Source organism: Microbulbifer maximicatervae (SeqCode), from assembly GCF_052467615.1.
On the sequence record NZ_CP174319.1, the window covers coordinates 1,204,751 to 1,227,981 of the forward strand.

18 protein-coding genes and 6 tRNA genes are annotated in these 23,231 nt (G+C 51.9%); 15 read left to right on the top strand and 9 right to left on the bottom strand.

The features are described from left to right. Positions 1-74: 74 nt before the first annotated feature. From ACJJIM_RS05505 to ACJJIM_RS05525, 5 genes are all read left to right on the top strand, one after another. Positions 75-1,082, top strand: a complete 1,008-nt coding sequence (locus tag ACJJIM_RS05505) for a tryptophan--tRNA ligase (RefSeq protein ID WP_282933487.1) — start codon at positions 75-77, stop codon at positions 1,080-1,082. An 80-nt stretch (positions 1,083-1,162) separates the two neighbouring features. Continuing rightward, the gene (locus tag ACJJIM_RS05510) at positions 1,163-2,731 is read left to right on the top strand and encodes an AbgT family transporter (RefSeq protein ID WP_413665127.1); all 1,569 of its coding nucleotides are present in this window, start codon (positions 1,163-1,165) and stop codon (positions 2,729-2,731) included. A 347-nt stretch (positions 2,732-3,078) separates the two neighbouring features. Beyond that, the gene (locus ACJJIM_RS05515) at positions 3,079-5,211 is read left to right on the top strand and encodes a TonB-dependent siderophore receptor (RefSeq protein ID WP_444912624.1); all 2,133 of its coding nucleotides are present in this window, start codon (positions 3,079-3,081) and stop codon (positions 5,209-5,211) included. Positions 5,212-5,321: 110 nt separating this feature from the next. Beyond that, a complete protein-coding gene (locus ACJJIM_RS05520) occupies positions 5,322-5,900 on the top strand; it encodes a hypothetical protein (protein ID WP_444912625.1) in 579 nt (192 codons plus the stop codon). A gap of 27 nt (positions 5,901-5,927) precedes the next feature. Then, the gene (locus ACJJIM_RS05525; protein ID WP_444912626.1) at positions 5,928-7,436 is read left to right on the top strand and encodes a PepSY-associated TM helix domain-containing protein; all 1,509 of its coding nucleotides are present in this window, start codon (positions 5,928-5,930) and stop codon (positions 7,434-7,436) included. 73 nt (positions 7,437-7,509) lie between these two features. Here the strand turns inward: ACJJIM_RS05525 and ACJJIM_RS05530 are convergent, their stop codons facing one another. The 3 genes from ACJJIM_RS05530 to ACJJIM_RS05540 all read right to left on the bottom strand — a co-directional run bounded on the left by ACJJIM_RS05530 (position 7,510) and on the right by ACJJIM_RS05540 (position 9,344). Continuing rightward, positions 7,510-7,968: a GNAT family N-acetyltransferase gene (locus ACJJIM_RS05530; RefSeq protein ID WP_444912627.1), complete on the bottom strand. Its 459-nt coding sequence runs from the start codon at positions 7,966-7,968 to the stop codon at positions 7,510-7,512. A gap of 84 nt (positions 7,969-8,052) precedes the next feature. Continuing rightward, on the bottom strand, positions 8,053-8,769 hold the full coding sequence (locus ACJJIM_RS05535; protein WP_444912628.1) for an esterase/lipase family protein: 717 nt from the start codon (positions 8,767-8,769) through the stop codon (positions 8,053-8,055). A 59-nt stretch (positions 8,770-8,828) separates the two neighbouring features. Then, positions 8,829-9,344, bottom strand: coding sequence for a PH domain-containing protein (locus ACJJIM_RS05540; RefSeq protein WP_282933480.1), 516 nt, complete (start codon positions 9,342-9,344; stop codon positions 8,829-8,831). 101 nt (positions 9,345-9,445) lie between these two features. On the opposite strand from ACJJIM_RS05540, the gene ACJJIM_RS05545 reads away from it, so the two are divergent. From ACJJIM_RS05545 to ACJJIM_RS05555, 3 genes are all read left to right on the top strand, one after another. Beyond that, positions 9,446-10,336 (top strand): patatin-like phospholipase family protein, encoded by an 891-nt coding sequence (locus ACJJIM_RS05545; RefSeq protein WP_444912629.1) that lies wholly within the window; start codon positions 9,446-9,448, stop codon positions 10,334-10,336. A gap of 63 nt (positions 10,337-10,399) precedes the next feature. Then, positions 10,400-10,909 carry a GNAT family N-acetyltransferase gene (locus ACJJIM_RS05550; protein ID WP_444912630.1) on the top strand — a complete coding sequence of 170 codons (510 nt, stop codon included), beginning with the start codon at positions 10,400-10,402 and terminating at the stop codon, positions 10,907-10,909. 142 nt (positions 10,910-11,051) lie between these two features. Continuing rightward, on the top strand, positions 11,052-11,531 hold the full coding sequence (locus ACJJIM_RS05555) for a GFA family protein (protein WP_444912631.1): 480 nt from the start codon (positions 11,052-11,054) through the stop codon (positions 11,529-11,531). A gap of 70 nt (positions 11,532-11,601) precedes the next feature. Here the strand turns inward: ACJJIM_RS05555 and ACJJIM_RS05560 are convergent. The 6 genes from ACJJIM_RS05560 to ACJJIM_RS05585 form a co-directional block, all read right to left on the bottom strand. Then, positions 11,602-11,678 (bottom strand) — tRNA-Asp (locus tag ACJJIM_RS05560). 49 nt (positions 11,679-11,727) lie between these two features. Further along, a tRNA-Val gene (locus ACJJIM_RS05565) sits at positions 11,728-11,803 on the bottom strand. 314 nt (positions 11,804-12,117) lie between these two features. Then, positions 12,118-12,194 (bottom strand) — tRNA-Asp (locus ACJJIM_RS05570). A 48-nt stretch (positions 12,195-12,242) separates the two neighbouring features. Then, positions 12,243-12,318 (bottom strand) — tRNA-Val (locus ACJJIM_RS05575). Positions 12,319-12,715: 397 nt separating this feature from the next. Further along, a tRNA-Asp gene (locus ACJJIM_RS05580) sits at positions 12,716-12,792 on the bottom strand. 49 nt (positions 12,793-12,841) lie between these two features. Next, positions 12,842-12,917 (bottom strand) — tRNA-Val (locus ACJJIM_RS05585). A 176-nt stretch (positions 12,918-13,093) separates the two neighbouring features. Here ACJJIM_RS05585 and ACJJIM_RS05590 point away from each other — a divergent pair. The 7 genes from ACJJIM_RS05590 (at position 13,094) to ACJJIM_RS05620 (ending at position 23,212) form a co-directional block, all read left to right on the top strand. After that, a complete protein-coding gene (locus tag ACJJIM_RS05590; protein ID WP_444912632.1) occupies positions 13,094-13,621 on the top strand; it encodes a cytochrome c-type biogenesis protein in 528 nt (175 codons plus the stop codon). Next, positions 13,618-14,847 carry a c-type cytochrome biogenesis protein CcmI gene (gene ccmI / locus ACJJIM_RS05595; protein ID WP_444912633.1) on the top strand — a complete coding sequence of 410 codons (1,230 nt, stop codon included), beginning with the start codon at positions 13,618-13,620 and terminating at the stop codon, positions 14,845-14,847. The genes ACJJIM_RS05590 and ccmI overlap by 4 nt, the downstream gene beginning before the upstream one ends. Before the next feature lie 304 nt (positions 14,848-15,151). Continuing rightward, positions 15,152-18,655 (top strand): chromosome segregation protein SMC, encoded by a 3,504-nt coding sequence (gene smc / locus ACJJIM_RS05600; RefSeq protein WP_444912634.1) that lies wholly within the window; start codon positions 15,152-15,154, stop codon positions 18,653-18,655. 26 nt (positions 18,656-18,681) lie between these two features. After that, a complete protein-coding gene (zipA, locus tag ACJJIM_RS05605; RefSeq protein WP_444912635.1) occupies positions 18,682-19,698 on the top strand; it encodes a cell division protein ZipA in 1,017 nt (338 codons plus the stop codon). 151 nt (positions 19,699-19,849) lie between these two features. Beyond that, positions 19,850-21,901: an NAD-dependent DNA ligase LigA gene (gene ligA / locus ACJJIM_RS05610; protein ID WP_444912636.1), complete on the top strand. Its 2,052-nt coding sequence runs from the start codon at positions 19,850-19,852 to the stop codon at positions 21,899-21,901. Positions 21,902-22,078: 177 nt separating this feature from the next. Continuing rightward, complete coding sequence (locus tag ACJJIM_RS05615; protein WP_282933471.1) at positions 22,079-22,513, top strand: hypothetical protein; 435 nt, start codon at positions 22,079-22,081, stop codon at positions 22,511-22,513. Positions 22,514-22,765: 252 nt separating this feature from the next. Then, positions 22,766-23,212: a DUF4399 domain-containing protein gene (locus ACJJIM_RS05620; RefSeq protein WP_282933470.1), complete on the top strand. Its 447-nt coding sequence runs from the start codon at positions 22,766-22,768 to the stop codon at positions 23,210-23,212. Positions 23,213-23,231 lie beyond the last annotated feature (19 nt).

Sequence of the window (23,231 nt, forward strand, 5' to 3'; positions counted from 1 at the left end):
GATACACCCCTGGGCACTAAAGGGGTATGATTCGGTCTCTATTGCCTGATGACAGTACAGACTACGAAGGAATTATGACGAAACAGCGCGTATTAACCGGTATTACAACAACCGGTACTCCACACCTGGGGAACTATGTGGGTGCAATCCGCCCGGCGATCGCCGCGAGTCAGGATGAAAACAACCAATCGTTCTACTTTCTGGCCGATTACCATGCACTGATTAAGTGCCAGGACCCGGCACAGGTCCATCAGTCCACCCTGGAGATCGCTGCAACCTGGCTGGCCTTGGGCCTGAATACCGACAATGTGGTGTTCTACCGTCAGTCCGACGTCCATGAGATTCCTGAATTAACCTGGCTGCTCACCTGTATGACCGGCAAGGGCCTGATGAACCGTGCCCACGCTTATAAAGCAGCGGTAGATGCCAACCGCGCCGATGGCGAAGATTCCGATTTTGGCGTCACCATGGGGCTATATAGTTACCCGATCCTGATGGCTGCCGACATCCTGATGTTCAACGCCAATAAGGTGCCGGTGGGCAAAGACCAGGTACAGCATATCGAAATGGCCCGGGATATTGCCCAGCGTTTCAACCACCACTACGGTGAGCACTTCGCTTTACCAGAAGCGGTAGTTGACGACCACGTAGCGGTGTTGCAAGGCCTGGATGGTCGCAAAATGAGTAAGAGTTACGGCAACACTATTCCGCTGTTCCTTCCTGAGAAAAAGCTGAAAAAGCACATTAATAAGATCAAAACCAACCTGCTGGAGCCGGGCGAGCCAAAAGATCCGGATACTTCCACTGTATTCCAGGTTTGGCAGGCATTTGCCAGCGAAGAACAGACAGCTGAAATGCGCAAAGCTTTTGAAGAGGGCATTGCCTGGGGTGAGGCCAAGAAGCAGTTGTTTGAGCTGGTGAACGGCCAGATCGGTGAGGCTCGCGAGCGCTACAATGAGCTGCTGGCTAACCCAGACCAAATTGAAACGGAGCTGGAGAAGGGGGCTATTAAGGCTCGCGCTTACTCTGCGCCCTTTATCGAGAAGTTGCGTCACGCGGTTGGTATCCGCAAGATAGGTTAGAGCTTTTCCTGAAAAAGCAGGAGGCCGTGGAGTATCGGCCTCCTTTTTAATAAAAAATAATAAATGTACAGGGTACAAACATGGAAAACGTTCAGGCAAATCCTGATGCCGGCAATAGTGCCGATAATAAAAATGGCTGGATTAATCGAGCGCTCAATTTTATTGAGGTTGTCGGTAATAAATTACCCGATCCCGCTGTTCTGTTTTTGATCTTGATGGTGGGAATCTGGGTGCTCTCCTGGCTTCTCTCCGGTGTTAACTTCGAAGCCTTACACCCCGCTACCGGCGAGGCGATACAGGTAACCAACCTGCTTTCCAGTAGTGAAATGGCCCGCTTCCTATCTGGTATGGTAACTACGTTTACTAGTTTTGCGCCCCTGGGGGTGGTGTTGGTAGCCATGCTGGGGGTCGGTGTGGCTGAGCAGAGTGGCTTTATCAATGCGGTATTGAAAAAGCTGCTGGCGGTAACGCCGCAGATGCTGTTGACACCTATGTTGATTTTGGTAGCCATCGTCAGTCACACCGCTGTAGACGCGGGGTATGTGTTAGTAATTCCACTCGGAGGTGTGATTTTCTACGCGGCGGGGCGCCATCCTTTGGCAGGTATCGCGGCAGCATTTGCCGGTGTCTCTGGTGGCTTCTCTGCCAATTTTGTTCCCTCGGCTATCGATCCTCTATTGCAAGGCTTTACCCAGACGGCTGCTCAGATTGCCGATCCGGATATGCAGGTTAACCCCCTCAACAACTGGTTCTTTACTTCAGCTTCTTGCTTATTGGTGACACTGCTGGGCTGGTGGCTGACTGATAAAGTGATCGAGCCACGCTTGAAGAGCGTGAAGGTTGATGGCGATGAAGCGGATATGCCGGTAATGCAGGAGCTGGGGGCTCGCGAGAAAAAAGCGATGTACTTGGCGGTTACTGTGATGGTGGCAGGTATCGTCGGGCTTGTGGCCTGGATGCTGCCGGAAACCTCAGCTTTGCGCGATGCAGAAGGGCAATTAGCTTCCTTCACTGCGCCAATTATGAAGTCGATTGTACCGCTGATCTTCCTGCTGTTTGTGATTCCCGGTGTGGTGTTTGGCTATGCGGCCGGTACCTTCCGCCAGAGTAAGGATGTTATTGATGCGATGTCCAAAACCATGGGCTCCATGGCTTATTACATCGTGATGGCTTTTTTCTGTGCGTTGTTTATCTCTGAGTTTGCCCGCTCCGGTTTGGGCACGCTGCTTTCGGTAGAGGGAGGGAGCTTGCTCGCGGCGATGGAGCTGCCGGGCCCGATCACCCTGATGGGCATTATTGTACTGGTAGCCTTTATCAACTTATTTGTGGGATCTGCCTCTGCCAAGTGGGCGCTGCTGTCCCCCATCTTTGTGCCTATGTTGATGCAGATCGGTTTCTCCCCTGATCTCACCCAGGCGGCTTATCGGGTAGGTGATTCCTCCACGAATATTATTACTCCGCTGATGCCTTACTTCCCCTTGGTGGTTGTGTACTGCCAGCGCTATGTGAAGGGAACGGGCATTGGGACACTTGTATCCATCATGTTGCCGTACTCCATTGTGTTTCTGATTTGCTGGTCGCTGTTCCTGGTGGCTTACTGGACACTGGGAATGCCTTTGGGAGTGCAGGCTAGTTATACCTACCCTTAAGAGGTCGGGGATCTTTGTCTAAGTCTCTCTAAATCAAGTCCCGATATCTACAATCTCAATCTGAGTGGTTGCTGCTGGGCAGCCACTTAATATTTTTCCTGCCTTAGAGTCTGCTTTTATTCATTTCATCAAGTCATCCTGATGGTACGAAAGTGCAGCCTGGAGACTGCAATGCTGTCCTTTAATGCCGTATTTCTTGTCCCTAATCATGTCATCGCTCTTTTTAGTAAAAAAATGTTCCAATAATGTTGTAGATGATAACGATTCCTATTAGGATTCGCGCCCAGTTACCTGGGTCACAGTTAGACTGTGATCCATCCAAATTCAGTTGGCGTTGAGGGATCTCCATGAGTACCGCTCGAATTAAAAGTATGCAAAAAGCTTCTCCTGTAATTTCTGGAATCAGCCGCTCTTTATTGGCGCTGGCTATTGCTGCGGGCGGTTCTTCTGTGGCGTTCGCTGCGGACAACACAGATGAGCGTATTGAAGAGGTTAATGTCGTTGGTGAGTTGAACCTCTCCCGACAGACCTCCATTGGTAAGCTGGATATCCCTGTTGATGAGACCCCATTCTCGATTTCCTTGCGCGACAAAGACTTTCTTGATTCGATTGGCGCCAAGTCTGTACAAGATGCTTTGCAGTATGTCGCAGGCGTTAATGGCGGGACTTATGGTGTGGATGCGCGCGGTGACTGGTCGACAGTACGTGGCGTAGATCCAGTTATGTTTATCGATGGCTTGCAGTCTATCTTTGGTAGCTACACTAGCTCACGCGCCAATGCATATGCTTTCGAACGCGTTGAAATCCTGAAAGGCCCATCTTCTGTTCTTTATGGGCAGGGTTCTACCGGTGGTATTATCAACTTGGTCTCTAAGCGCCCTAAGAGCGAGTTTGGTGGCGAAGTTATGGTCCAGGCTGGCGACTATGATCGTATGGTTGTAGCTGGCGATGTGACCGGAGCAATAGATAGTTCCGAGCAATGGTTATATCGAGTAGTTGGTTATGATAGAGATGCAGATGCTCAAGTTGATCACGTGGATGACAACAGCACTCTGTTTATGCCTTCAGTTTCCTGGCGTCCAAGTGCGAATACTGAAATTACCTTCCTGACCACGTATCAAAAGGATGAGTCTGGTACCACTACCGCGTTTCTACCTTGGGGCGGAACCCGGATTGATAATGTAAATGGTGATATCCCTACCGATACTTTCTTGAGTGAGCCGGGCTGGGATAAATACGATACCGAGCAAACTTCTTATAGTGTTTGGGTTGATCACCGCTTCAGTGATAGCTGGGCATTAAATGCCGGATTGCGCTACTCCGAAGGGGATGTTGATTACAACTCTATGTGGACCAACTTTGATGCCACTCGCCTCAACCCGGATATCAGTGAAGCAACACGTACTATCTACATGAGCGATGCGACAAGCGATCTGCTCATCTTCGATTTGCGTATGTCAGGGGCGTTTGCCACTGGCGCATTGGAGCATCAGGTTTCTTTTGGTCTGGACAGCCAGGATGCAACAACAACCAATGATCGTCTGTATTTGTATGGCTACGGCGGAACCATTGATATCTTTAACCCGGTTTACGGTTACGTGCCTACTGGTCTGAGTAGCTTGAATGACTTGGAAGGCTTAACCGATTACTGGTTTGAGAGCAGTACAGATACTGAGCAGCTTGGATTCTACTTCCAGGATCAAATGAGCATTCAAAACTGGATTATCACCACTGGAGTTCGTCGCGATACTGCGAAGTCCGAGTCTGGTGACTCTTCATTTGAGGATGATGCTACCACTATGCGCTTTGGTGTAATGTATGCCTTCGATAACGGTATTACACCTTATGTTAGCTACTCTGAATCATTCGAGCCTGTAAACGATTCTGATGCGAATGAGACGCCGTTCAAGCCGGTTGAGGGGGAGCAGGTAGAGGCGGGTATCAAATACCAACCTGAAGGCACCAATCTGTTGATTACAGCCTCTGCTTTTGAAATCAAGCAGAAGAATTTGCTAGTAGACGATTACGAGAATGAGGGCTTCCAAACCCAGCTTGGCGAAGCAGAGTTCGATGGCTTTGAACTGGAGGCAGCAGGTAAGCTTGGTGATTTGAGCCTGGTTGCCAACTACAGTAGCCTCAATATCGATGAGGATATCGAAGCTGTCCCTGAAGAACAGTTTTCTGTTTGGGGTAATTATGACTTCAGCAGTCTACTACCCGGCTTGAATGCAGGTATTGGTGTTCGATATGTTGGTGAGAGTTCAACAGGTATCAATGATTCAACCGGAACCTTCCCATCCTATAACCCGTCATATACTTTATATGATGCAGCTATCGGATATACCCTGGAAAGCTGGAAGTTCCAGTTAAATGCAAAGAACCTAACTGACGAGGTTCACACCACTGCTTGCCTGAGTCGCGGTGACTGTTTCTACGGTGAGCGTCGCTATGTAACTGCAGAAGCACGCTACATTTTTTAAGTTAGTGTAGACTGGGAGCCTGTCCGCAGGGGGAGTCTGTGGGCGGGCTCCCTTTTTTACGTTTAAGCAACCAGACGAGAGGCGAGTCTCTCGCTGTTATGGTTATGCCAATGTCTTTTTATATGATTGCAGGAGTCTCCAGCGCCATTGCTTTGGCCGGGATTCTGCTCCTTTATTCCGCTTGGTCCCGCAGAGGGGCAGAGCCCGTGCGCCGTTGGGGTGGCTGGGGAGCCATGGTGTTGTCGGCTTTTGGGTGGAGCTCAATTGTTGGGGTGGAATATGGGATCAGTATTGCCACTTTAATAGTGATGCTCGGAGCCTTTGCTTTATTGGCTCTTAAGGGTGACTGGCCCAGTGGCCCTAGGCCCGTTGAAAAACAGCGCTCGGGAACACCCGAATCTCAAGCCCTGCTTCCATTGTGGTTGCGGGGCTTCTTGCGTTTTATGGCTGCCTTTCTTTTGCCCGCAGCCAGTGGTTTGATCGCCGGTCTGCTTTTCTTTGGTTTTACCGGATTTTCTGAAACTGTCCGCTTGGTCGGCGGAGCCTTCCTGTCGGTGATAATCTGGACCCTGGCGATGGTTTGGTGCTGTGCCGATAAAAAGCTTCTGCGTCCTTCGGCTGCCATGTTGGCTTTCTCGGTGGTCAGCGGCTTGTTGCTGACCTTTGCGCTTCCCGCTTCGGCAGCATAGATCAACGGACTTGAGTAGGAATTTAACGTGAAATTTTCCTTTAAACCGACCCCTGGCTTTGTCCGTGATATGACCGATGGACACTCAGTTCTCGGTCTGGCGGTATCCACTCTTTTATATATTGTTTGCGTCAGCGGAACACTGGCGGTTTTTTACAATGAGTTCGAACGCTGGGAGCAGGCCTCCGAGTTGGAGAACCTCAATGTTGAAGCCTCTGTGTATCGGACGGCTACAGAAAATGCTATTGCGTTAGCTAAGCTGGAAAAAGAGGATCTCGATTCAATTACCTTCACCATCCCCAATCAGGATAAGCCCAGATTGATGGTTGAAGTTGGCGATATGGAGCGATATGTCGCTGAAGATGGTTCCCTGCTGGGCAAGGTGGAGCATGAGTGGACCCATTTCCTGGCCTACCTACACTACGCGCTCAACCTTCCTGTTGGTTATGGAGTCATCCTGGTTGGTTTGATCGGGATGGTCATGTCCGCTCTGATCGTCTCCGGTTTGCTGGCCCATCCCAAAATTATTAAAGACGCTTTCTCTTTCCGTCTTTCTGGCTCCAAGCGTCTTCAGCAAGTGGATTTGCACAATCGCCTGGGGGTTTGGGCCTCTCCCTTTCATCTTGCCATAGCCATTACCGGGGCTTTTATCGGGTTGTCCCAGGTAGCCGCTTTTGCAATTGCCGGCGTATTCTTTGAGGGTGATACGGAAAAGGTAGAGCACATGCTTTACGCGGATCATCCGGTGATGGAGGAAAACGCCCCTGAAGTTGATTATCCGGATTATGCTGCAATTCTGGCAACAATGGATCGTATCGCACCGGAAGAAGAGCGGACTCGTTTAGAAGTGGCATTTCCTGGACGTGAAGGCCAGGTTGTTGAGGTGTGGACCCGGGTTCCAGAGCGTTTGGTCTGGGGTGAGCGTTACCATTTTAATCCCGATGGCAGCCTGATTGAAAAAGAGGGTTGGTCTGAGGGAGACGCGGCTAAGCAGGTTTACCTTTCTACGTACCGTTTACACTTTGGCCACTTTTCCGGTTTCCCTGTGAAAATTGCTTACTTCCTGCTGGGGGTGGGGATGTGTTTGCTGGTGGTATCCGGCATCAATATCTGGTTTGTTCGCAAGCGTCAGCGCGGCAATCCCGCCGTACGTTTGGAGCGAGTCTGGATGGCTCAGGTATGGGGTGTACCATTTGCGATTGCTCTGAGTGCGGTGACTTATCTGGCGTTTAAGCTAAATGCTGCGCAGGTGTTCTGGCTGGTGACCTTGGCGTTAAGCGTTGCGGCTGCCTTCATGGGGACAGTGGCCAAGTGGTCTTTGTCTCTGCGTATTGCCACAATTATCGCCTGCGTCGGTGCAGTTGTAGTGCACGTTGCTCAGTTTGGTGAGGATTCCTTTGTGAGAGCATCACTGGTCGTTAATGCTGTGTGGTTGCTAATTGCTGCTGGAATCGCGGCCTCTTGCCTTTATAGCAGGGTGCGCCAGCCGGATAGTGAGCCTGTATCTGCCGGTGCCAATCCACTGGGTAGCAACTAGATTTTTTTGGGGGGCTCGCAGTGCCTCTGCAGGGCCCCCAAAACTTCCATCGGACCTATAAGATCCCTTTTAATTAATTGGCAGGGCGTAACATCTCGATATGCGGGATGCCGTCTTCCTGATATGGCTCAGACACCTGCTCAAAGCCAAACTCCCCGTAAAATCTATCCAAATGTTGTTGAGCTGAAATGCGAATACCAGTGTTGGGGTATTCTTCGCATGTGTGCATTACGGCTCGGCGAATCAGCTCCTTGCCCAGGCCTGTTCCGCGACTGGCTTCTGCGGTTAATACTCTTCCTATCGAAGGTTCCCGGTATTTAAGGCCAGGGAAAACAACTCGCAGGTAAGCCATTACCTGCGGATTGCTTTCGTCTCCCTCCCAGCAGATCAGGTGCCAGGAGTGTTGGTCTTTGCCATCGGCATCCTGATAGGGGCAGTCTTGCTCTACCGTAAAAACTTCCTGCCTTACTCGCAAAACTTCGTAAAGTTGACTGAGCGTAAGCTCTTTAAAGCTGCACCATTGCCACTGCATAAAGGTGAATTCCAAATTATTGTCACTAATTTTGTATTGTGATTGGAGTTAAAAGGTATAGATTATTTATAAGATCGATTAATTTTAATTGGATACCTGATTGCCGGCTCTATGAAAGAATCCATGCTTGAGGTAATGGATAACTTGCGAGATAACTTTTTTATCTTTCATCATAAACACATGGGTCACTGGCATTTGCAGATGATCATTCATGCCATCCAGTTTTGTGCTGGATACGGAGACTTTACCATCATCGGTTTCTGGGATAAGGCGGGATAGAATCAGGTTGATGCTGCGAGTACCGGCAATAATACCTACATCAAAATCTGCACTACCGAGCTTGTTGGGGACGCTCATCTCGCCGGTACCTAGCTGTAGCCCAGCATCCCCAAACATAAACTTGAAACCGGGGAATGTTCCCAGTTTATCAACTACTTCGCTGCCTTTATTGGGTGGGCCCAACATGACAACGCGATTCAGGTTTTTGATTTCAGCTGAATGTAGATATTGCCTTACCAGAATACCGCCCATGGAGTGAGTGACAAAATTGATTTCTTGCGCGTTACCGCACTCCTCGACAGCAGGCGCTATGGCCATGCTGGCCAAGGTTTCAATGGAGTGCTTGGTCGAAGGGTAATCAATATTGACTGTTTGGAAACCTTCGGCATCTATGGCCTTTGCCAGTTTCTCCATTGAGCTATCTGATTTGGCTAGTCCATGCAATAAAATCACACAGGCGGAGTGAGCACTTGCTGATAGCAGCGTAAATGCGGCGGCAATTATAAAAGCGAATTTTTTCATCGGTTTGAACTTCCTGTCGACTTCTTGTGCCTATTCGTGTGGCGTTGTTGTCGGAGCAATTAATTTGGATTGGGTTGAAGTTGGCAGTGTTGGCGGAGAATGTCCGCTGCCCGCTCCGGCTTATCGGGGGTGATCACGATAGTTTGTGTAGCCAGGCGCAGTACGACAGATTTTTGCTGGTCGGTAGCAAATGCACGATAGCGCCCCAACTTTTGGTTTTGAAACAGGCCTATATAGCCAAATAAGCCGGAATTGCCAAAGATGCGGACTGATCCTTGCATGGCGGTTGAGTCGGGGAATGCTTCAGATAGCCCCTCCAAGGAGATGGTGGTTTTCCAACCCGGGCGCAATATCAAGAGGTTGCCATTTTTGATGGCGTAACCACGGATGGCAAAGAAGGCGCTGAGAGCCAGTATTGCAGGCGGAAGTGCTATGGCAATGCTATAGAGGGTAGATGGAGCAGCTGGTGCTCTCGATGCCAGAAAGAGCGGCAGTCCCAGTAGGAGTAATGTGCATATGGCACTGATAATTTGGAGCTGGCGGCTCCACGGCGCTTTAAACGCGATTGTTGGCATACTTGGTTTAACTCAACGGATTACCTGAATGCCTCAATCATAGTGCTATTGGAATCTGCTTGGCAAAGGTAGAGATGGTTTGGTTTTAACGGTTGCTCGCTATGGAAGACTGTATTTTGATTAACGAGAATTCCCAGTCAGCCCTTGTGGTCGAAGGGGGCGCTATGCGGGGGATTTTCGCTGCAGGCGTATTGGATGCATTTTTGGAGGCGGGCTATCGGCCATTTGATTTTGCGATCGGTGTATCCGCAGGCTCCACCAATTTGATTGGTTATCTGGCGGGAAACCATGGGCGAAGTCGGCAAATACTAATGGACCATGCCCGGCGGGCAGACTTCATTGACTGGCGCCGCTATCTCCGAGGCGGTCATTTTTGTGACATTGGCTGGTTGTGGCATGCGTCATATCAGGATATTCCGCTCAGTGTCGATAGTTATGTTGAGAATGGAATACCGCTTTATGCCGTGACTACCAGTATCAACACGGGGGAGGCTAGATACCTGAAAGTAACTCCGGAAAACATGCACGAGGTCTTCCCGGCCTCTTGCGCCATTCCGGTTGCTTACCGGGGGTTTCCTGAAGTGAATGGGGAGCCTATGACCGATGGCGGTCTGGCTGATTCGATACCGATTATTCAGGCTTATCAGCAGGGGGCCAGAAATATAACAGTTATTCTCTCGCGCCCTCTGGGGTATCGGAAAATTAAGGGGCCTGCTCCAAAATTTATCAAACAGTTTTTCCGTGATCATGCCCGGCTATTTGAGGCCGTGCTAGAGAGGGGGGAGAAATATAATCGGGCTCTGGAGTTTATCGAGGTGCCTCCAGAGGGGTGCCAGGTTTCGGTTATTGCGCCTCCAGACAATTTCCCGGTTAAGCGTTTTACCCAGGAAGCAGAGTTGCTCGAGGAAGGTTATGAGAGCGGCAGGACCCGGGGTTGGGAATTTCTTCGTGAGCTTCCCGGTCAGCGGGACTCTTTACCGTCAATTGAATAGTAGTGCCGGTATGAATGAGTTGATTGAGCTTAATCAGAATGTGAATGGTGAGGTAATCGACTGGTGGAAATACGTTTGCTTGGAGTGACAGATGCGCCCGCCATATCTGCTTTTTACTTATCTAATGAGGAGCACCTGAAGCGCTGGGAGCCCATTCGCGAGCCCAGTTTTCACAGTTCCGGGTCCTGGATTCGACGCATAAGCTCTGGAGGAATTTTAAAGTTTGCTGCATTGGAGTCCGGGTGTGATCAGTTACTGGGCGTTTGCTCCTTGACGAATATCATCCGAGGCCCATTTCAGGCCTGTAATATGGGATATGCAGTTGACCAGTCCCACGAGGGGCGGGGCTTAATGGGGAGCTTGTGTCGTTATGTCGTTGATTATGCTTTTGACACCTTAAATTTGAATAGAGTGATGGCCAACTACATGCCTGGTAACGATAGGTCGGCAGCTCTGCTGGAGACATTGGGCTTCGTTGTCGAGGGTAGGGCGGCAAAATACCTTAAGATCAATGGATGTTGGGAGGATCATATCCTCACGGCGAAGCTAAACCCCAGATCCTTGGATATTTAATGATGTTCGTTGAATGAGGCGCCAAATGGCATTTACTTCACTGTGTGTCTATAGGAGTCTTGGGTAGGACTGAGATATTGTTGCTAACCTATTGCGATTTCATGGACGACTTCAAATAACAGTTTTGCGGAAGGAGAAAGGGATGAATGGGAAGTGCCTATGCAGTGGGGTTGAGTTCCAGCTGGAAGAGCCAATTCCAAACCTTTACCAATGCCATTGCTCGCTCTGCCGCAAATTGAGTGGTTCCGCCTCGGATACGGCCATGTTTATTAGCCGGGATCAGTTTCGCTGGGTGCGGGGCTTAGACAGAATCTCTTCATTCCGGACTCCTACGGGCTATCGATCTGACTTTTGCGGTGGATGCGGAAGTACAGTTCCTCACTTAATGAGTAATACAACGCACTTCTGGGTGCCTGCTGGATTGCTGGAGGGGGATATCGATGGGAAGGTCGTGGCCCATCTTTGCACTGAATCCAAAGCATCCTGGGATGAAATTTCTGGTGAGGCGGAGTGCTTTAACGAAATGCCGGAGCTGGAGCGATTGATGCATCTATTGCATGGCGGCGAAGAAGCAGTGGATGGGGAATGGGAGGAGAGCCAGGCGGCTTCAGCTGAAGTTTAAAAAACCAAACTCTTTTCTAATTGGCGCATACAAAAAAGCCCCGCTCTTGCGAGCAGGGCTTTTTTGTATATGGCGGACCGGACGGGACTCGAACCCGCGACCTCCGGCGTGACAGGCCGGCATTCTAACCAACTGAACTACCGGTCCGCATTCCTGCTTCTCTTTGGCTGCTCTTGCTGGGCAAGAGTAAGAGAAGTGGTGGGTGGTACAGGGGTCGAACCTGTGACCTACGGCTTGTAAGGCCGTCGCTCTCCCAACTGAGCTAACCACCCCGTGTCAGGAGCTGCGTATCATAATGATTTTTTTACTTAGGTCAACAACTTAGGGAAGTTTTTCTAAAAAAGTTTGCGCCTGGCTTTAAGTGTGAGAAGCGGGGATGTGTTTGAAGAAATTGCTGCTCGTCTATTGGCAATATTTGGTAATAAAACAGGGTGCTACTTTCATTGCCCCGGCTTTCTATTAATTTTGTTAGTCGGTCTGCATAGTTTGTGGCGGGGAGCGGGGAGGTGGTTGTGTATTGAAAAGTGGTTTTGAGTTTTTCATATACAAAAAAGCCCCGCTCTTGCGAGCAGGGCTTTTTTGTATATGGCGGACCGGACGGGACTCGAACCCGCGACCTCCGGCGTGACAGGCCGGCATTCTAACCAACTGAACTACCGGTCCGCATTCCTGCTTCTCTTGGTTGCTCTTGCCGGGCAAGAGTAAGAGAAGTGGTGGGTGGTACAGGGGTCGAACCTGTGACCTACGGCTTGTAAGGCCGTCGCTCTCCCAACTGAGCTAACCACCCCGTGTCAGGAGCTGCGTATCTTAATGATATTTTTTTTGCGGTCAACAATTTTGTTGGGAGATTTTTAAAAATTTTTTTAAGAATAAAAAACACCCAAAAATTGTTTAAAAATTAATTAATTAGGGGGTTTTTTGAGGGTTTTTTTAAACTGTTTTTATCGATCAAAATCAGCTGCGCAGAAATTCAGAAAATAAAAATTCAGGCTAGAGAAAATTGTTGCAGAAAAATTTTGCCGGCACTGGGCTCGCACTATTTTTTTACGCTGAGATTTGGTTATTTTTTTGTGGCCCTTTCAAATTTCCAGCGTAAGCAACTGAAAATAAAATGTTAGAAAAATGAAAAGATGTGAGGCACAAACAAAAAAGCCCCGCTCTTGCGAGCAGGGCTTTTTTGTATATGGCGGACCGGACGGGACTCGAACCCGCGACCTCCGGCGTGACAGGCCGGCATTCTAACCAACTGAACTACCGGTCCGCATTCCTGCTTCTCTTTGGTTGCTCTTGCCGGGCAAGAGTAAGAGAAGTGGTGGGTGGTACAGGGGTCGAACCTGTGACCTACGGCTTGTAAGGCCGTCGCTCTCCCAACTGAGCTAACCACCCCGTGTCAGGAGCTGCGTATCTTAATGATATTCTTCGTGGCGTCAACGTCTTTTTTGAATTTTTTTTTGTCTTTCAATGAGTTAACGCGCTTTTGTGTGAATTCGTGGGCGTGTCCGCCGGGGGGTGACACTGTTATAATCGCCCCAATTCCCGTTAGTTAGAGCGTGAGAAAAGCTGTGACACAGAAGACCTGGCTGGCCCAACTTGTACTGGCATTCGGTATGTTTTGCCTGTCCATCGCTGCACATGCGGTAGTGGAGACACAAAAATTGTCCTCTCCCGAGCTGGATGCAAGGTATCGCGTGCTTATTGAAGAGATGCGCTGCCCCAAATGTCAAAACCAGAACCTGGCAGACTCCGATGCGTCTATTTCCTTGGACTTGCGCCGTGAAATCCGCCGTTTGCTGGAGGAAGGATTTACGGACCAGGAAATCGTTGACTACATGGTGGCCCGCTATGGGGATTTTGTGCTCTACCGCCCACCTGTTCAGAAAAATACCTTGATCCTGTGGTTGGCTCCGGGAGTTTTTGCCGTTTTCGGGCTTCTGGCCTTGATTGTGATCGTGATGCGCTCAAAAAGTGGTACCGGGGCTCGCCAAGATGACGGCAGTGGGGAACTCACTGATGATGAGCGGCGTCGATTAAAGCAGTTGTTGGGAGATGGAGCTGTAGATGAAGGTAATAGCGGGAAGGAAGGTAAATGATTGATATCTGGTTTGGTGTAGCCCTACTGCTACTGTTGGTAGCTTTTGTATTTCTGATTCCTGCTTTGAGGGCTGCAGGCAGACGTCGCAGCGGTAGTAGCAAGCGAGAGGCTATGGCAGCGCTCTACCGGGAGCGCAGTAAAGAACTTCGCACTGCGGTGCAGAGCGGTGCGATGGATGAAAAGCAGTTTGCCCAGCTGGAGGCAGATCTCGCGCGGGAACTGCTGGCGGCTCAGCAGGAGAGTCAATCTGGTGAGGCCAGGCAGGGTGGCGGCCGATTGCTAATCGGGCTGGCGGTTTTGGTGCCTGCAATTGCAGCGGCTGCCTACGGGTTTTCCGACCGGCCGTCCGAAGTAGCTTTGTATCGCGATATGGTGGCGAGTCAGAGTGGGCACACCTCTTCGGAAGAAGAGGCAAAAATCACCCACCAGTTGCAGGAGCGGGCTAAAACTCACCCAGATGATCTTAGCAGTCGCTATATATTGGCGCAGCGGCTACTGGTGAGTGGCGATTTGGCTGGGGCGGTAGACTCCTATCGCTATGTTGTGGCTCGAGAGCCCCAGGCGGCCAATGTTAAAGCTGAGCTGGCGCAAGCGCTGTTTTTTGAAGGCGGTTCCAAGATTACCGATGAAATCCGCTCCTTGATTGAGCAGGTGTTACAGGTGCAGCCATCCAATGGCACTGTGCTGGGCTTGGCGGGTATTGCCGCTTTTGAAGATGGGGACTACCGCAAGGCTCGCCAGCATTGGCAGCTAGCACTTAGCCAGCTTCCCCCAGGATCTGCAGCAGCAGAGGCGCTTCAGGCTGGCGTTGCCAGGGCCGAAAGCGCTTTGGCAGACAGCGGTGAAGCTGTAGCGGTGCAGGCAAAGGTAGAAACGAAAGAGAAAGGCCCGCAGATTCGAGTTCAGGTCAGTTTGGGGGAGGGAGTTGAAGCCCCAGAATCTACCCCGGTATTTATCTATGCACGCAGTGCTGCGAGCCCGATGCCTCTGGCTATTGTGCGCCTCACGGCTGGGCAGTTACCGGCAGAGGTTGTGCTGGATGAGTCCCGAGCAATGATGCCTGGAAGCTCCATCGCCACTGTCGACTCTGTGCAGTTGGTAGCGCGATTGGCCATTAAGGGAGATGCGCGTCCGGCCCCGGGGGATTGGCAGGGAATGATTAGTGAATTGCCTAAATCCCGCTGGAGTGAGACTCAGTCAATAGCCATCGATAGTCAGCTGTAACTGGCTGTGACTGTCGAAAATGAGGTCACAGTGTAAGCTGTGGCCTCATTTTTATTTGCGGCCGGATGGCATTCTTGCGTCTAATTGGCCTCAAGCTCACATTGCCCCGATATTGATGAGTTCTATTGGGGCAAGTTGGCATTTGGTAGCGATCGTCATGTTTGACTTGACCGCTGCTTGGTCGGATTGATAATCCCGACTGAACATTACTGTGAAGAATAGCGCTGAATGCTCTGGCGACACCAAGTAAGATTGAAGGTTTGGTGTCCCGCCCGGCAGAGAAAAATATCGAGTTTATAAATACATGCGTCTGAAGTGCATCAAGCTAGCGGGCTTCAAGTCTTTTGTTGACCCTACCACTGTCTATTTTCCGACAAACCTCAACTCGGTGGTGGGTCCCAATGGCTGTGGTAAATCCAACACCATCGATGCGGTGCGCTGGGTAATGGGGGAATCCTCCGCAAAGAACCTGCGCGGCGATTCGATGACGGACGTTATCTTTAACGGTTCCAGTGGCCGCAAGCCCGTGGGGCAGGCCTCGATTGAGTTGGTATTTGATAACTCTGAGGGCAAGCTTTCTGGAGCCTATGCCTCTTTCTCGGAGATTTCCGTCAAGCGCAAGGTAACCCGGGAAGCGCAGAACACCTATTACCTGAATGGCGAGAAGTGCCGCCGCCGCGATGTAACCGATCTCTTCTTGGGTACCGGTCTGGGCCCGCGCAGCTACGCCATTATTGAGCAGGGCATGATCTCCAAGTTGATCGAAGCCAAGCCCGAAGAGCTGCGCGTCTATATCGAAGAGGCCGCCGGTATCTCCAAATACAAGGAGCGCCGCCGGGACACCGAAAACCGGATGAGACGGACCTCTGAAAACCTTGAGCGCCTCACGGATATCCGCGATGAGCTGGATCGCCAGTTGTCCCGACTGGAGCGACAGTCCGCAGCAGCGGAAAAATACAGCCGATTTAAAGAGGAAGAGCGCAGCCACAAGGCTAATCTTCAGGCGCTTAAATACCGCGAACTGGATGACCAATCCAAGGCCAAGCAGCAACAAATAGGTGAGCTTGAACTCACCGTTGAAGAGCTGGTTACCCGCCAGGTCACCTGTGACACAGGCATTGAGCAAAAGCGCGTGGGGTACCACGAGCTATCTGACAGCTTTAACGAAGTCCAGGGGCGCTTCTACGCCGTCGGTGGAGATATCGCCCGCTTGGAGCAGAGCATTGCCCACGCTCGTGAGCGCTCTACTCGCCTGCATTCTGATTTGGCGCAAACCGAACAAGAGTATCGCGAGGCAGAGACCAACCTCGAAGTGGATCGCGAAAAAGCGGCCCAGTTTGAGGAGGAGCTTGAGATTATTCTGCCGGACTTGGAGATGGTCTTGGCAGCAGAAGAGGAATCTGCTGCGGCACTGCTCGAATCTGAAGAACAGATGCGCAATTGGCAGAACGAGTGGGACCAGTTTAACCAGGGTGCCTCTGGCTCCCGTCAGAAAGCTGAGGTGCAGCAATCCCGCATCCAGCACTTGGAAACTTCTGGCCAGCGGCTGCTGGAGCGGGTCAACAAGCTATTGGCGGAGCAGTCCGGCCTCCAGGTCTCTGACGACGATGAAGAGACGCTGCAGCTGAACGAGCAGATGGCCGAGCTGGAAATGCAGGCTGAAGAGCGCCGCGAGGAAGCGGCAGAGCGTCGCGAGTCTCTGGATAGTCTCCGTGTGCAGGAGCGGGAGCTGGCTACCGAACTTGATCAGTTACGCTTGCAGCTGCAAACCGGGCGAGGCCGTCAGGCGTCTCTGGAAGCCTTGCAGCAAGCTGCTTTAGGGCAAGGCAAGGCAGTTGAGAATTGGCTGCAGCAGCAAGCCCTGGCTGACAAGCCCCGGCTCGCCGACCAGATTAAAGCCCAGCCCGGCTGGGAAACCGCAGTTGAAACTATCCTCGGCCCCCAATTGCAGGCGGTGTGTGTCGAACAGCTCGAGTCCGTGGCTGAAGGATTGGCGGCACTGGAAAGCGGTCAAGCGGTTCTGATCGATAACAGTGCTGTAAATAGCAGTGCGAAGGGAGCACTTCCTTCGCTGCAGGATATGGTTCAGGGGCCGGCCTCTCTCTCCGGCATCTTGGCGGGAATTTATACCGCAGAGGATTTGACTGAGGCGCTGTCCAGGCGCGCGAGTTTGCGAGCTCATGAGTCTATTGTGACTCGCGATGGGCTCTGGCTCGGCCCCAACTGGTTGCGAGTGAATCGCGCCAGTGATGCAGAGGCCGGGGTCCTGGCGCGCAAGCAGGATCTTGAAACCCTGGGGCAGGAGTTGGCCCTGTGTGAGGAGCAGATAGAAAGTATTGCCGAGCGACGCGAGTCCCTGCGCACGCAAACGGTCGATCTCGAGCGCTCCATCGAACAGGCTCGCAATGAGTCCGACCAGCTCGGGCGTCGCGAGGCAGAGCTGCGCAGCCAGTTGTCCGCCCGACGGGCGCGTGCGGAGCAGATGAATGAGCGCCGTATCCGAATTGAGCAGGAAATCGATGAGGTGCGTGAGCAGCAGAAGCTGGAAGGGGAGTCCCTGTCGGAAGCTCGTCTAATGCTGCAGGAAGCTGTCGAAGCGATGAGCGATGATACCGATCGTCGTGAAACGCTAATGGCACGCCGGGAGGAATTGCGCGAAGCTTTGGATGCCTTGCGCCAGCGCGCGCGGGAGGACAAGGATCGCGCCCATGAACTGGCTATGCGCGAGCAGTCAGTGCGCACCCAAATGGTGTCTCTCGAGCGCACTTTGCAGGTGATGAGTGAGCAGCTGGAAAGGTTGCGCAGTCGTCGTCAGCAATTGCAGGAGCAAATGGAGGAGACCCAGGACCCCTCCCAGGATTTTCAGGCTGAGTTGGAAGAAAAACTCGGCGAGCGTATTGAGGTGGAAACGGAACTCGCCGATGCGCGCAAAAAGCTGGAAGAAGTGGAGACCGGCCTGCGTGAGCAGGAACAGGAGCGCCACAAAGTGGAGGCGGCTCTTCAGGGGGTGCGCGCGCAGCTTGAGCAGGAGCGTCTCGCTGCGCAGACATTGGAAGTGCAACGAAACGGATTGGTAGAGCAGCTGCGCGAGAGCGAGCACGATATCGATCAGCTGCTCGAGCAGTTACCTGGCGATCTGACGATTAAACAGGTACAGGAAGATTTGGAATTGGTAGCCGCGCGTATCTCGCGCCTCGGGCCGATTAACCTCGCCGCTATCGATGAATACAAGCAGGAGTCTGAGCGCAAGAACTACCTGGATCGCCAGCATGGGGATCTGATGGAAGCGCTGGAGACCCTGGAAAATGCAATTAAGAAAATCGACAAGGAAACGAGAACCCGCTTCAAGGAAACTTTTGATCAGGTAAATGCGGGCCTGCAGGAACTCTTCCCGAAAGTTTTCGGTGGTGGTAATGCCTATCTGGAACTTACCGGTGAAGATCTGCTCGATACTGGTATCGCGATCATGGCCCGCCCGCCGGGCAAGCGCAACAGCACAATCCATCTGCTCTCGGGTGGAGAAAAAGCGCTGACGGCGATCGCATTGGTATTCTCGATTTTCCGTCTGAATCCAGCACCTTTCTGTATGTTGGATGAGGTGGATGCTCCCCTTGACGATGCTAACGTTGGTCGTTACGCACGAATGGTTAAAGAAATGTCAGAACACGTTCAGTTCATCTATATTACCCACAACAAGATCGCAATGGAGATGGCGGATCAGTTGCTGGGGGTTACCATGCACGAGCCGGGTGTATCCCGACTGGTGTCGGTGAATGTGGAAGAAGCAGCCGAGCTGGCTTCTGCATAAGGGCGTAAAGGGAGAGGCGCTAAAAAATGGATAACTGGCTGGTTACAATCCTGGTTGTCGTTCTGCTGGTCGTTGTGGTCGATGGCATACGCCGGGCGATCTTGCGGCAGCGCGCGGCAGTTAAGGTCTCCCGCAATCTGTCGCGGGCCATGCAATCTGAAGTAAAAAATGAAGCTGATCCGGTCTCAGAGAAGGCTGAAGAAGAGCCCCCGGTCCGCAAACCCCTGGAGACGCGGGAGCCCAAGCCCGCAAACAGCGAATTGCCCGGGCAGGCTCGCGTTGTTCAGCGCCGTCCGCTAGAGGATGCGCTACATGTGAATCGCCAGGTGCAGGAGAGCTTTATTTCCTCGCGCAAGCCGCTCGCTGGCAGCAATCCCCAGAGGAGTCCGGAAGAGCAGGGTATCCTCGATTTGGAAGAGCAAGTCCCCACCCTGATGGAGTCGGTCGGTGAAGAGCAACGCTATGAGCCTGCATTAGATGAGGCTGAAAGCCTAAATGCGATGGATAGCGCTCACAGTCCTGAGCATGAAGCGGTGCATGAGGATTCTCAACCCGAACGATCTTCTCAGTCTCCAAGCTCTGGCAGTGTGGGTGAAGGTGCTCCCACCCGTGAGGTGCTGGTGATTAATGTAATGGCGCCAGAAGGGGATTACTTCGAGGGCAATGACTTACTTCGGGTAATGGTTGCCTGTGGCATGCGCTTTGGTGAAATGAATATTTTTCACTACCATGAGCACGGCGGTGCTGATGGGGCCATTATCTTTAGTCTCGCCAATATTGTTGTGCCCGGCGTTTTCGACCTGGCCCAGATGGAAGAATTTGCCACGCCGGGTGTTAGCCTGTTCCTGACACTACCTGTGGAAGGCGAGGCGATTAAAGCTTTCGATCAACTGCTTTCCACCTCATACAAAATTGCCGAGCTGCTCGGTGGCGAATTGAAGGATGAGAATCGCAGTGTATTTACCGCGCAAACGGCGGAGCATTATCGTCAGCGGGTTGTGGAGTACCAGCGTCGCAGGACTTTAGCGATGGCGCAAAGCTAGCTCGCAATCTCTAAATAATTGTTGCCATTTTTAATGCGGCCCGGGATGCCGGCTGATTTTCATTTTGGAAATTAGCCGTAAGCTCGGGCCGTATTTGCATGTAAAATCGAAATAATTTTCTAACTATTATTTTTATTCACTCGAATTGCCGATGACTCATCAAACTATTTCCCCTCAAGTGCGCGAACGTGTTCAGGAATTACATGAAATCCTCCAGCGTGCGAATCACCAATACTATGTGCTTGATGATCCCGAGTTGCCGGATATTGAGTACGACCGGCGCCTGCGCGAGTTGCAGGACCTGGAAAGTGAATTCCCTCAGCTGCTAACTCCGGATTCTCCCACCCAGAGGGTCGGCGCAGAGCCGCTCTCTTCTTTTCAGGAGGTTCGCCATGAGGTGGCGATGTTGTCTTTGGATAACGCCTTTAATGATGAAGAGTTGCTGGAATTTGACCGCCGGGTGTGTGAGCGCCTCAACAGTAAAGGGCCGGTGGAATACGCCTGTGAACCCAAGTTAGACGGTATCGCTATCAGCCTTTTGTATCGCGACGGCGTGCTTGAGCGAGCTGCAACGCGCGGCGATGGCACCACCGGTGAAGATATCACCCAGAATGTACGCACCGTGGGATCTGTACCTCTGCGTTTGCGTCAAGCAGATGGTATTGAAAAGTATCCGGGTGTATTGGAGGTGCGCGGGGAAATCTATATACCGAAAGCGGGCTTTGCCGAATTGAATCGCAAAGCGGCCGCAGCGGGTGAGAAGCTTTTCGTAAATCCTCGAAATGCCGCTGCCGGTAGTTTGCGTCAATTGGACTCCCGCATAACAGCGCAGAGACCGCTGGAATTGTGTGTGTATGGCACAGGTCTTGTAGAGGGGGGTGAGCTGCCGGAAAAGCACGTTGAGACTTTACAGTTGCTGGGGCATTGGGGCTTCCGTACAAATCGGGAGATGCGCGTCGCTAAAGATATTCAGGGCTGCATCGACTACTACCGGGAAATCGGCGAGAAGCGCGAGGACCTCGCTTACGATATTGACGGTATTGTTTTTAAGGTCAACAGTATTCCCCTGCAGCGCCGTCTCGGTTTTGTTGCCCGCGCACCCCGTTGGGCCATGGCCTATAAGTTTCCCGCTCAGGAGGAAATGACTGAATTATTGGATGTTGAATTCCAGGTAGGGCGCACCGGTGCGGTTACCCCGGTTGCTCGCCTGCAGCCGGTTTTTGTCGGCGGCGTTACCGTTTCCAATGCAACTCTGCACAATCGAGATGAGATCGAGCGCCTCGGCGTACAGGTGGGTGATACTGTCATTATTCGCCGTGCCGGAGATGTTATCCCGCAGGTGGTTTCTGTAGTGGAGAGCAAGCGCAAGCCGGGAGGCCACGCTATTGAGTTCCCCACGCATTGCCCGGTATGCGGCTCGCCGGTGGAATCCACGCCCGGTGAGGCGGTGGTCCGCTGTAGCGGCGGCCTGATTTGTAGTGCCCAGCGCAAGCAGGCCATCAAGCATTTCGCTTCGCGCAAAGCGATGGACATTGATGGGCTGGGAGACAAGCTGGTAGAGCAGCTGGTAGATGAGGACTTGTTACATTCGGTGTCCGGGCTCTACCACCTCACCTTGGAGCAGGTGGCGGGACTTGAGCGAATGGGGCAAAAGTCTGCCCAGAACCTCCTCGATGCTCTGGAGCGCAGTAAAGAGACCACGCTGCCTAAATTCCTCTATGCCCTGGGTATCCGAGAAGTGGGTGAGGCGACAGCGCGCAATTTGGCGCGGCACTTTGGCGAATTGAATCCGCTAATGTCGGCAGATGTCGAGGCTTTGCAGGAAGTTGAAGATGTGGGCCCAGTGGTCGCTCATTTTGTTGCTGAGTTTTTTCAGCAACCTCATGCCCAAGAAGAGGTGGAGGCACTGCAGCAGGCGGGTGTGCATTGGCAAGCGGAGGAGAGTGACGAGCAGGATCAGCCCCTGGCAGGGGAAACCTGGGTGCTTACCGGCAAACTGGAAACCCTGTCCCGCAGTGAAGCAAAAGACTACTTACAGAGGCTGGGTGCGAAAGTCGCAGGAAGTGTTTCCGCCAAGACCGGCACTCTGGTTGCTGGGCCAGGCGCCGGCTCAAAATTGACCAAAGCGCAGGAACTGGGTATCACGGTTATGGATGAAGAGGCGCTTCTGGATATGCTGCGCGAAAGGGGCTTTGAGATTTAGTCTTGGTATTTTAGGCGGGGCACCATTAGTAACTGAATAGCCGAACTTTTGAGCACTTTGCAGGTTCGTGTTTTGTTTTGTGGCTTTCTGGTCGCTTCGCCGTTAAAGTTGATGCCTTAGATCTGTTTTGCCCTGGGTACCTGATGTCCAGTGGCACTGTGGTAAGGAATGGAATTAATGCTTCAGGGCGATCAGGAATCCATCGTTTACGGATGTATCAAAGACAGCAATAGCCTCGCTGGCGGCAGCGATCGGCGCAGGGTGAACCGCAATGCTGTGCTCGCTCTGCCCAGTGCTGATGAATGGCCATTCCTGTGCCGGGATATGTTTGCTATTCCCACCATTAAGGTGAAGCAATCTCAGTACCAAACCGATGTTATCCACTTTGGCGCTTCCTATCGGGCGGTAGAATACGAGTGGGATTTGTGGATACAGAAGTTTGAAGAGTTGCTGAAGAGTATGTATTGGGTTTCGGCAACTGTGCATTTGGAAACTGAGCTTTCCGGCGTTCACTCTTTCAGCTGGGAGTCCGCTGGCCTCTATCACGAGCCTGGCAGTGGCGATATGCAGGTTCGCTGCGAATGGACCCAAGAGGGTAGGGTGAGTATCTGATTTTTCTGGCCCGGTTGGCCCGGGCCTTCTCTTGCCTAATTGCCGCAAAGCAGATTTAAATAAGCAGCCCTGTCACAAATCCTATCTCTCTTTTTCTTTCCGCAACTATATTCCCTGATAGTCTCTGGAACTGAAACTTTGGTCTGTTAAAGTGTCTTTGCCGAACGGTACCAAGATGCCGCGGCCGAGAAGCTGTAAAGCCAGATTATAAGAATTGGCGCGATCTGGGCGCCCTATCAGGAAGGAATACACATGATTAAATCCAGTTCTCTGCTGTTTGCCAGCGCACTGATGCTATCGCCGCTGTTACATGCGTCCGAGCACGAAAGCAAAATGGATATGAGCAGTAAGGCCCCAGCAGATGCCAAGGTCTATATTATCTCGCCGAAGGATGGAGAGAAGGTGCCCCAGACATTTACGGTGAAGTTTGGTTTGTCTGGTATGGGTGTGGCACCGGCGGGTACCAATCAAGAGAATACCGGCCACCATCATCTGCTGATTGATGTGGATGATATGCCGGATATGAGCAAGCCTTTGCCGGCGAGTAAGAACATCATTCACTTTGGCGGCGGGCAAACCGAGACTCAAGTTACCTTGCCGCCCGGCAAGCATACGCTACAACTGGTTCTGGGCAACTATATGCATGTGCCACATAAAGAGCCTGTGATGTCCAAGAAAATTACCGTCGTGGTCGAGTAGGGCTGCAGCGGCTAAATAA

What these genes read in the sequence shown, in the direction of transcription:
- ligA (WP_444912636.1), top strand. Translation starts at nt 19,850, where the DNA reads ATGACTCATCAAACTATTTCCCCTCAAGTGCGCGAACGTGTTCAGGAA.
- zipA (WP_444912635.1), top strand. Translation starts at nt 18,682, where the DNA reads ATGGATAACTGGCTGGTTACAATCCTGGTTGTCGTTCTGCTGGTCGTT.
- ACJJIM_RS05530 (WP_444912627.1), bottom strand. Translation starts at nt 7,968, where the DNA reads ATGCAGTGGCAATGGTGCAGCTTTAAAGAGCTTACGCTCAGTCAACTT.
- ACJJIM_RS05520 (WP_444912625.1), top strand. Translation starts at nt 5,322, where the DNA reads ATGTCTTTTTATATGATTGCAGGAGTCTCCAGCGCCATTGCTTTGGCC.
- ACJJIM_RS05545 (WP_444912629.1), top strand. Translation starts at nt 9,446, where the DNA reads ATGGAAGACTGTATTTTGATTAACGAGAATTCCCAGTCAGCCCTTGTG.
- ccmI (WP_444912633.1), top strand. Translation starts at nt 13,618, where the DNA reads ATGATTGATATCTGGTTTGGTGTAGCCCTACTGCTACTGTTGGTAGCT.
- ACJJIM_RS05620 (WP_282933470.1), top strand. Translation starts at nt 22,766, where the DNA reads ATGATTAAATCCAGTTCTCTGCTGTTTGCCAGCGCACTGATGCTATCG.
- ACJJIM_RS05510 (WP_413665127.1), top strand. Translation starts at nt 1,163, where the DNA reads ATGGAAAACGTTCAGGCAAATCCTGATGCCGGCAATAGTGCCGATAAT.
- ACJJIM_RS05515 (WP_444912624.1), top strand. Translation starts at nt 3,079, where the DNA reads ATGAGTACCGCTCGAATTAAAAGTATGCAAAAAGCTTCTCCTGTAATT.
- smc (WP_444912634.1), top strand. Translation starts at nt 15,152, where the DNA reads ATGCGTCTGAAGTGCATCAAGCTAGCGGGCTTCAAGTCTTTTGTTGAC.
- ACJJIM_RS05505 (WP_282933487.1), top strand. Translation starts at nt 75, where the DNA reads ATGACGAAACAGCGCGTATTAACCGGTATTACAACAACCGGTACTCCA.
- ACJJIM_RS05535 (WP_444912628.1), bottom strand. Translation starts at nt 8,769, where the DNA reads ATGAAAAAATTCGCTTTTATAATTGCCGCCGCATTTACGCTGCTATCA.
- ACJJIM_RS05615 (WP_282933471.1), top strand. Translation starts at nt 22,079, where the DNA reads ATGCTTCAGGGCGATCAGGAATCCATCGTTTACGGATGTATCAAAGAC.
- ACJJIM_RS05540 (WP_282933480.1), bottom strand. Translation starts at nt 9,344, where the DNA reads ATGCCAACAATCGCGTTTAAAGCGCCGTGGAGCCGCCAGCTCCAAATT.
- ACJJIM_RS05555 (WP_444912631.1), top strand. Translation starts at nt 11,052, where the DNA reads ATGAATGGGAAGTGCCTATGCAGTGGGGTTGAGTTCCAGCTGGAAGAG.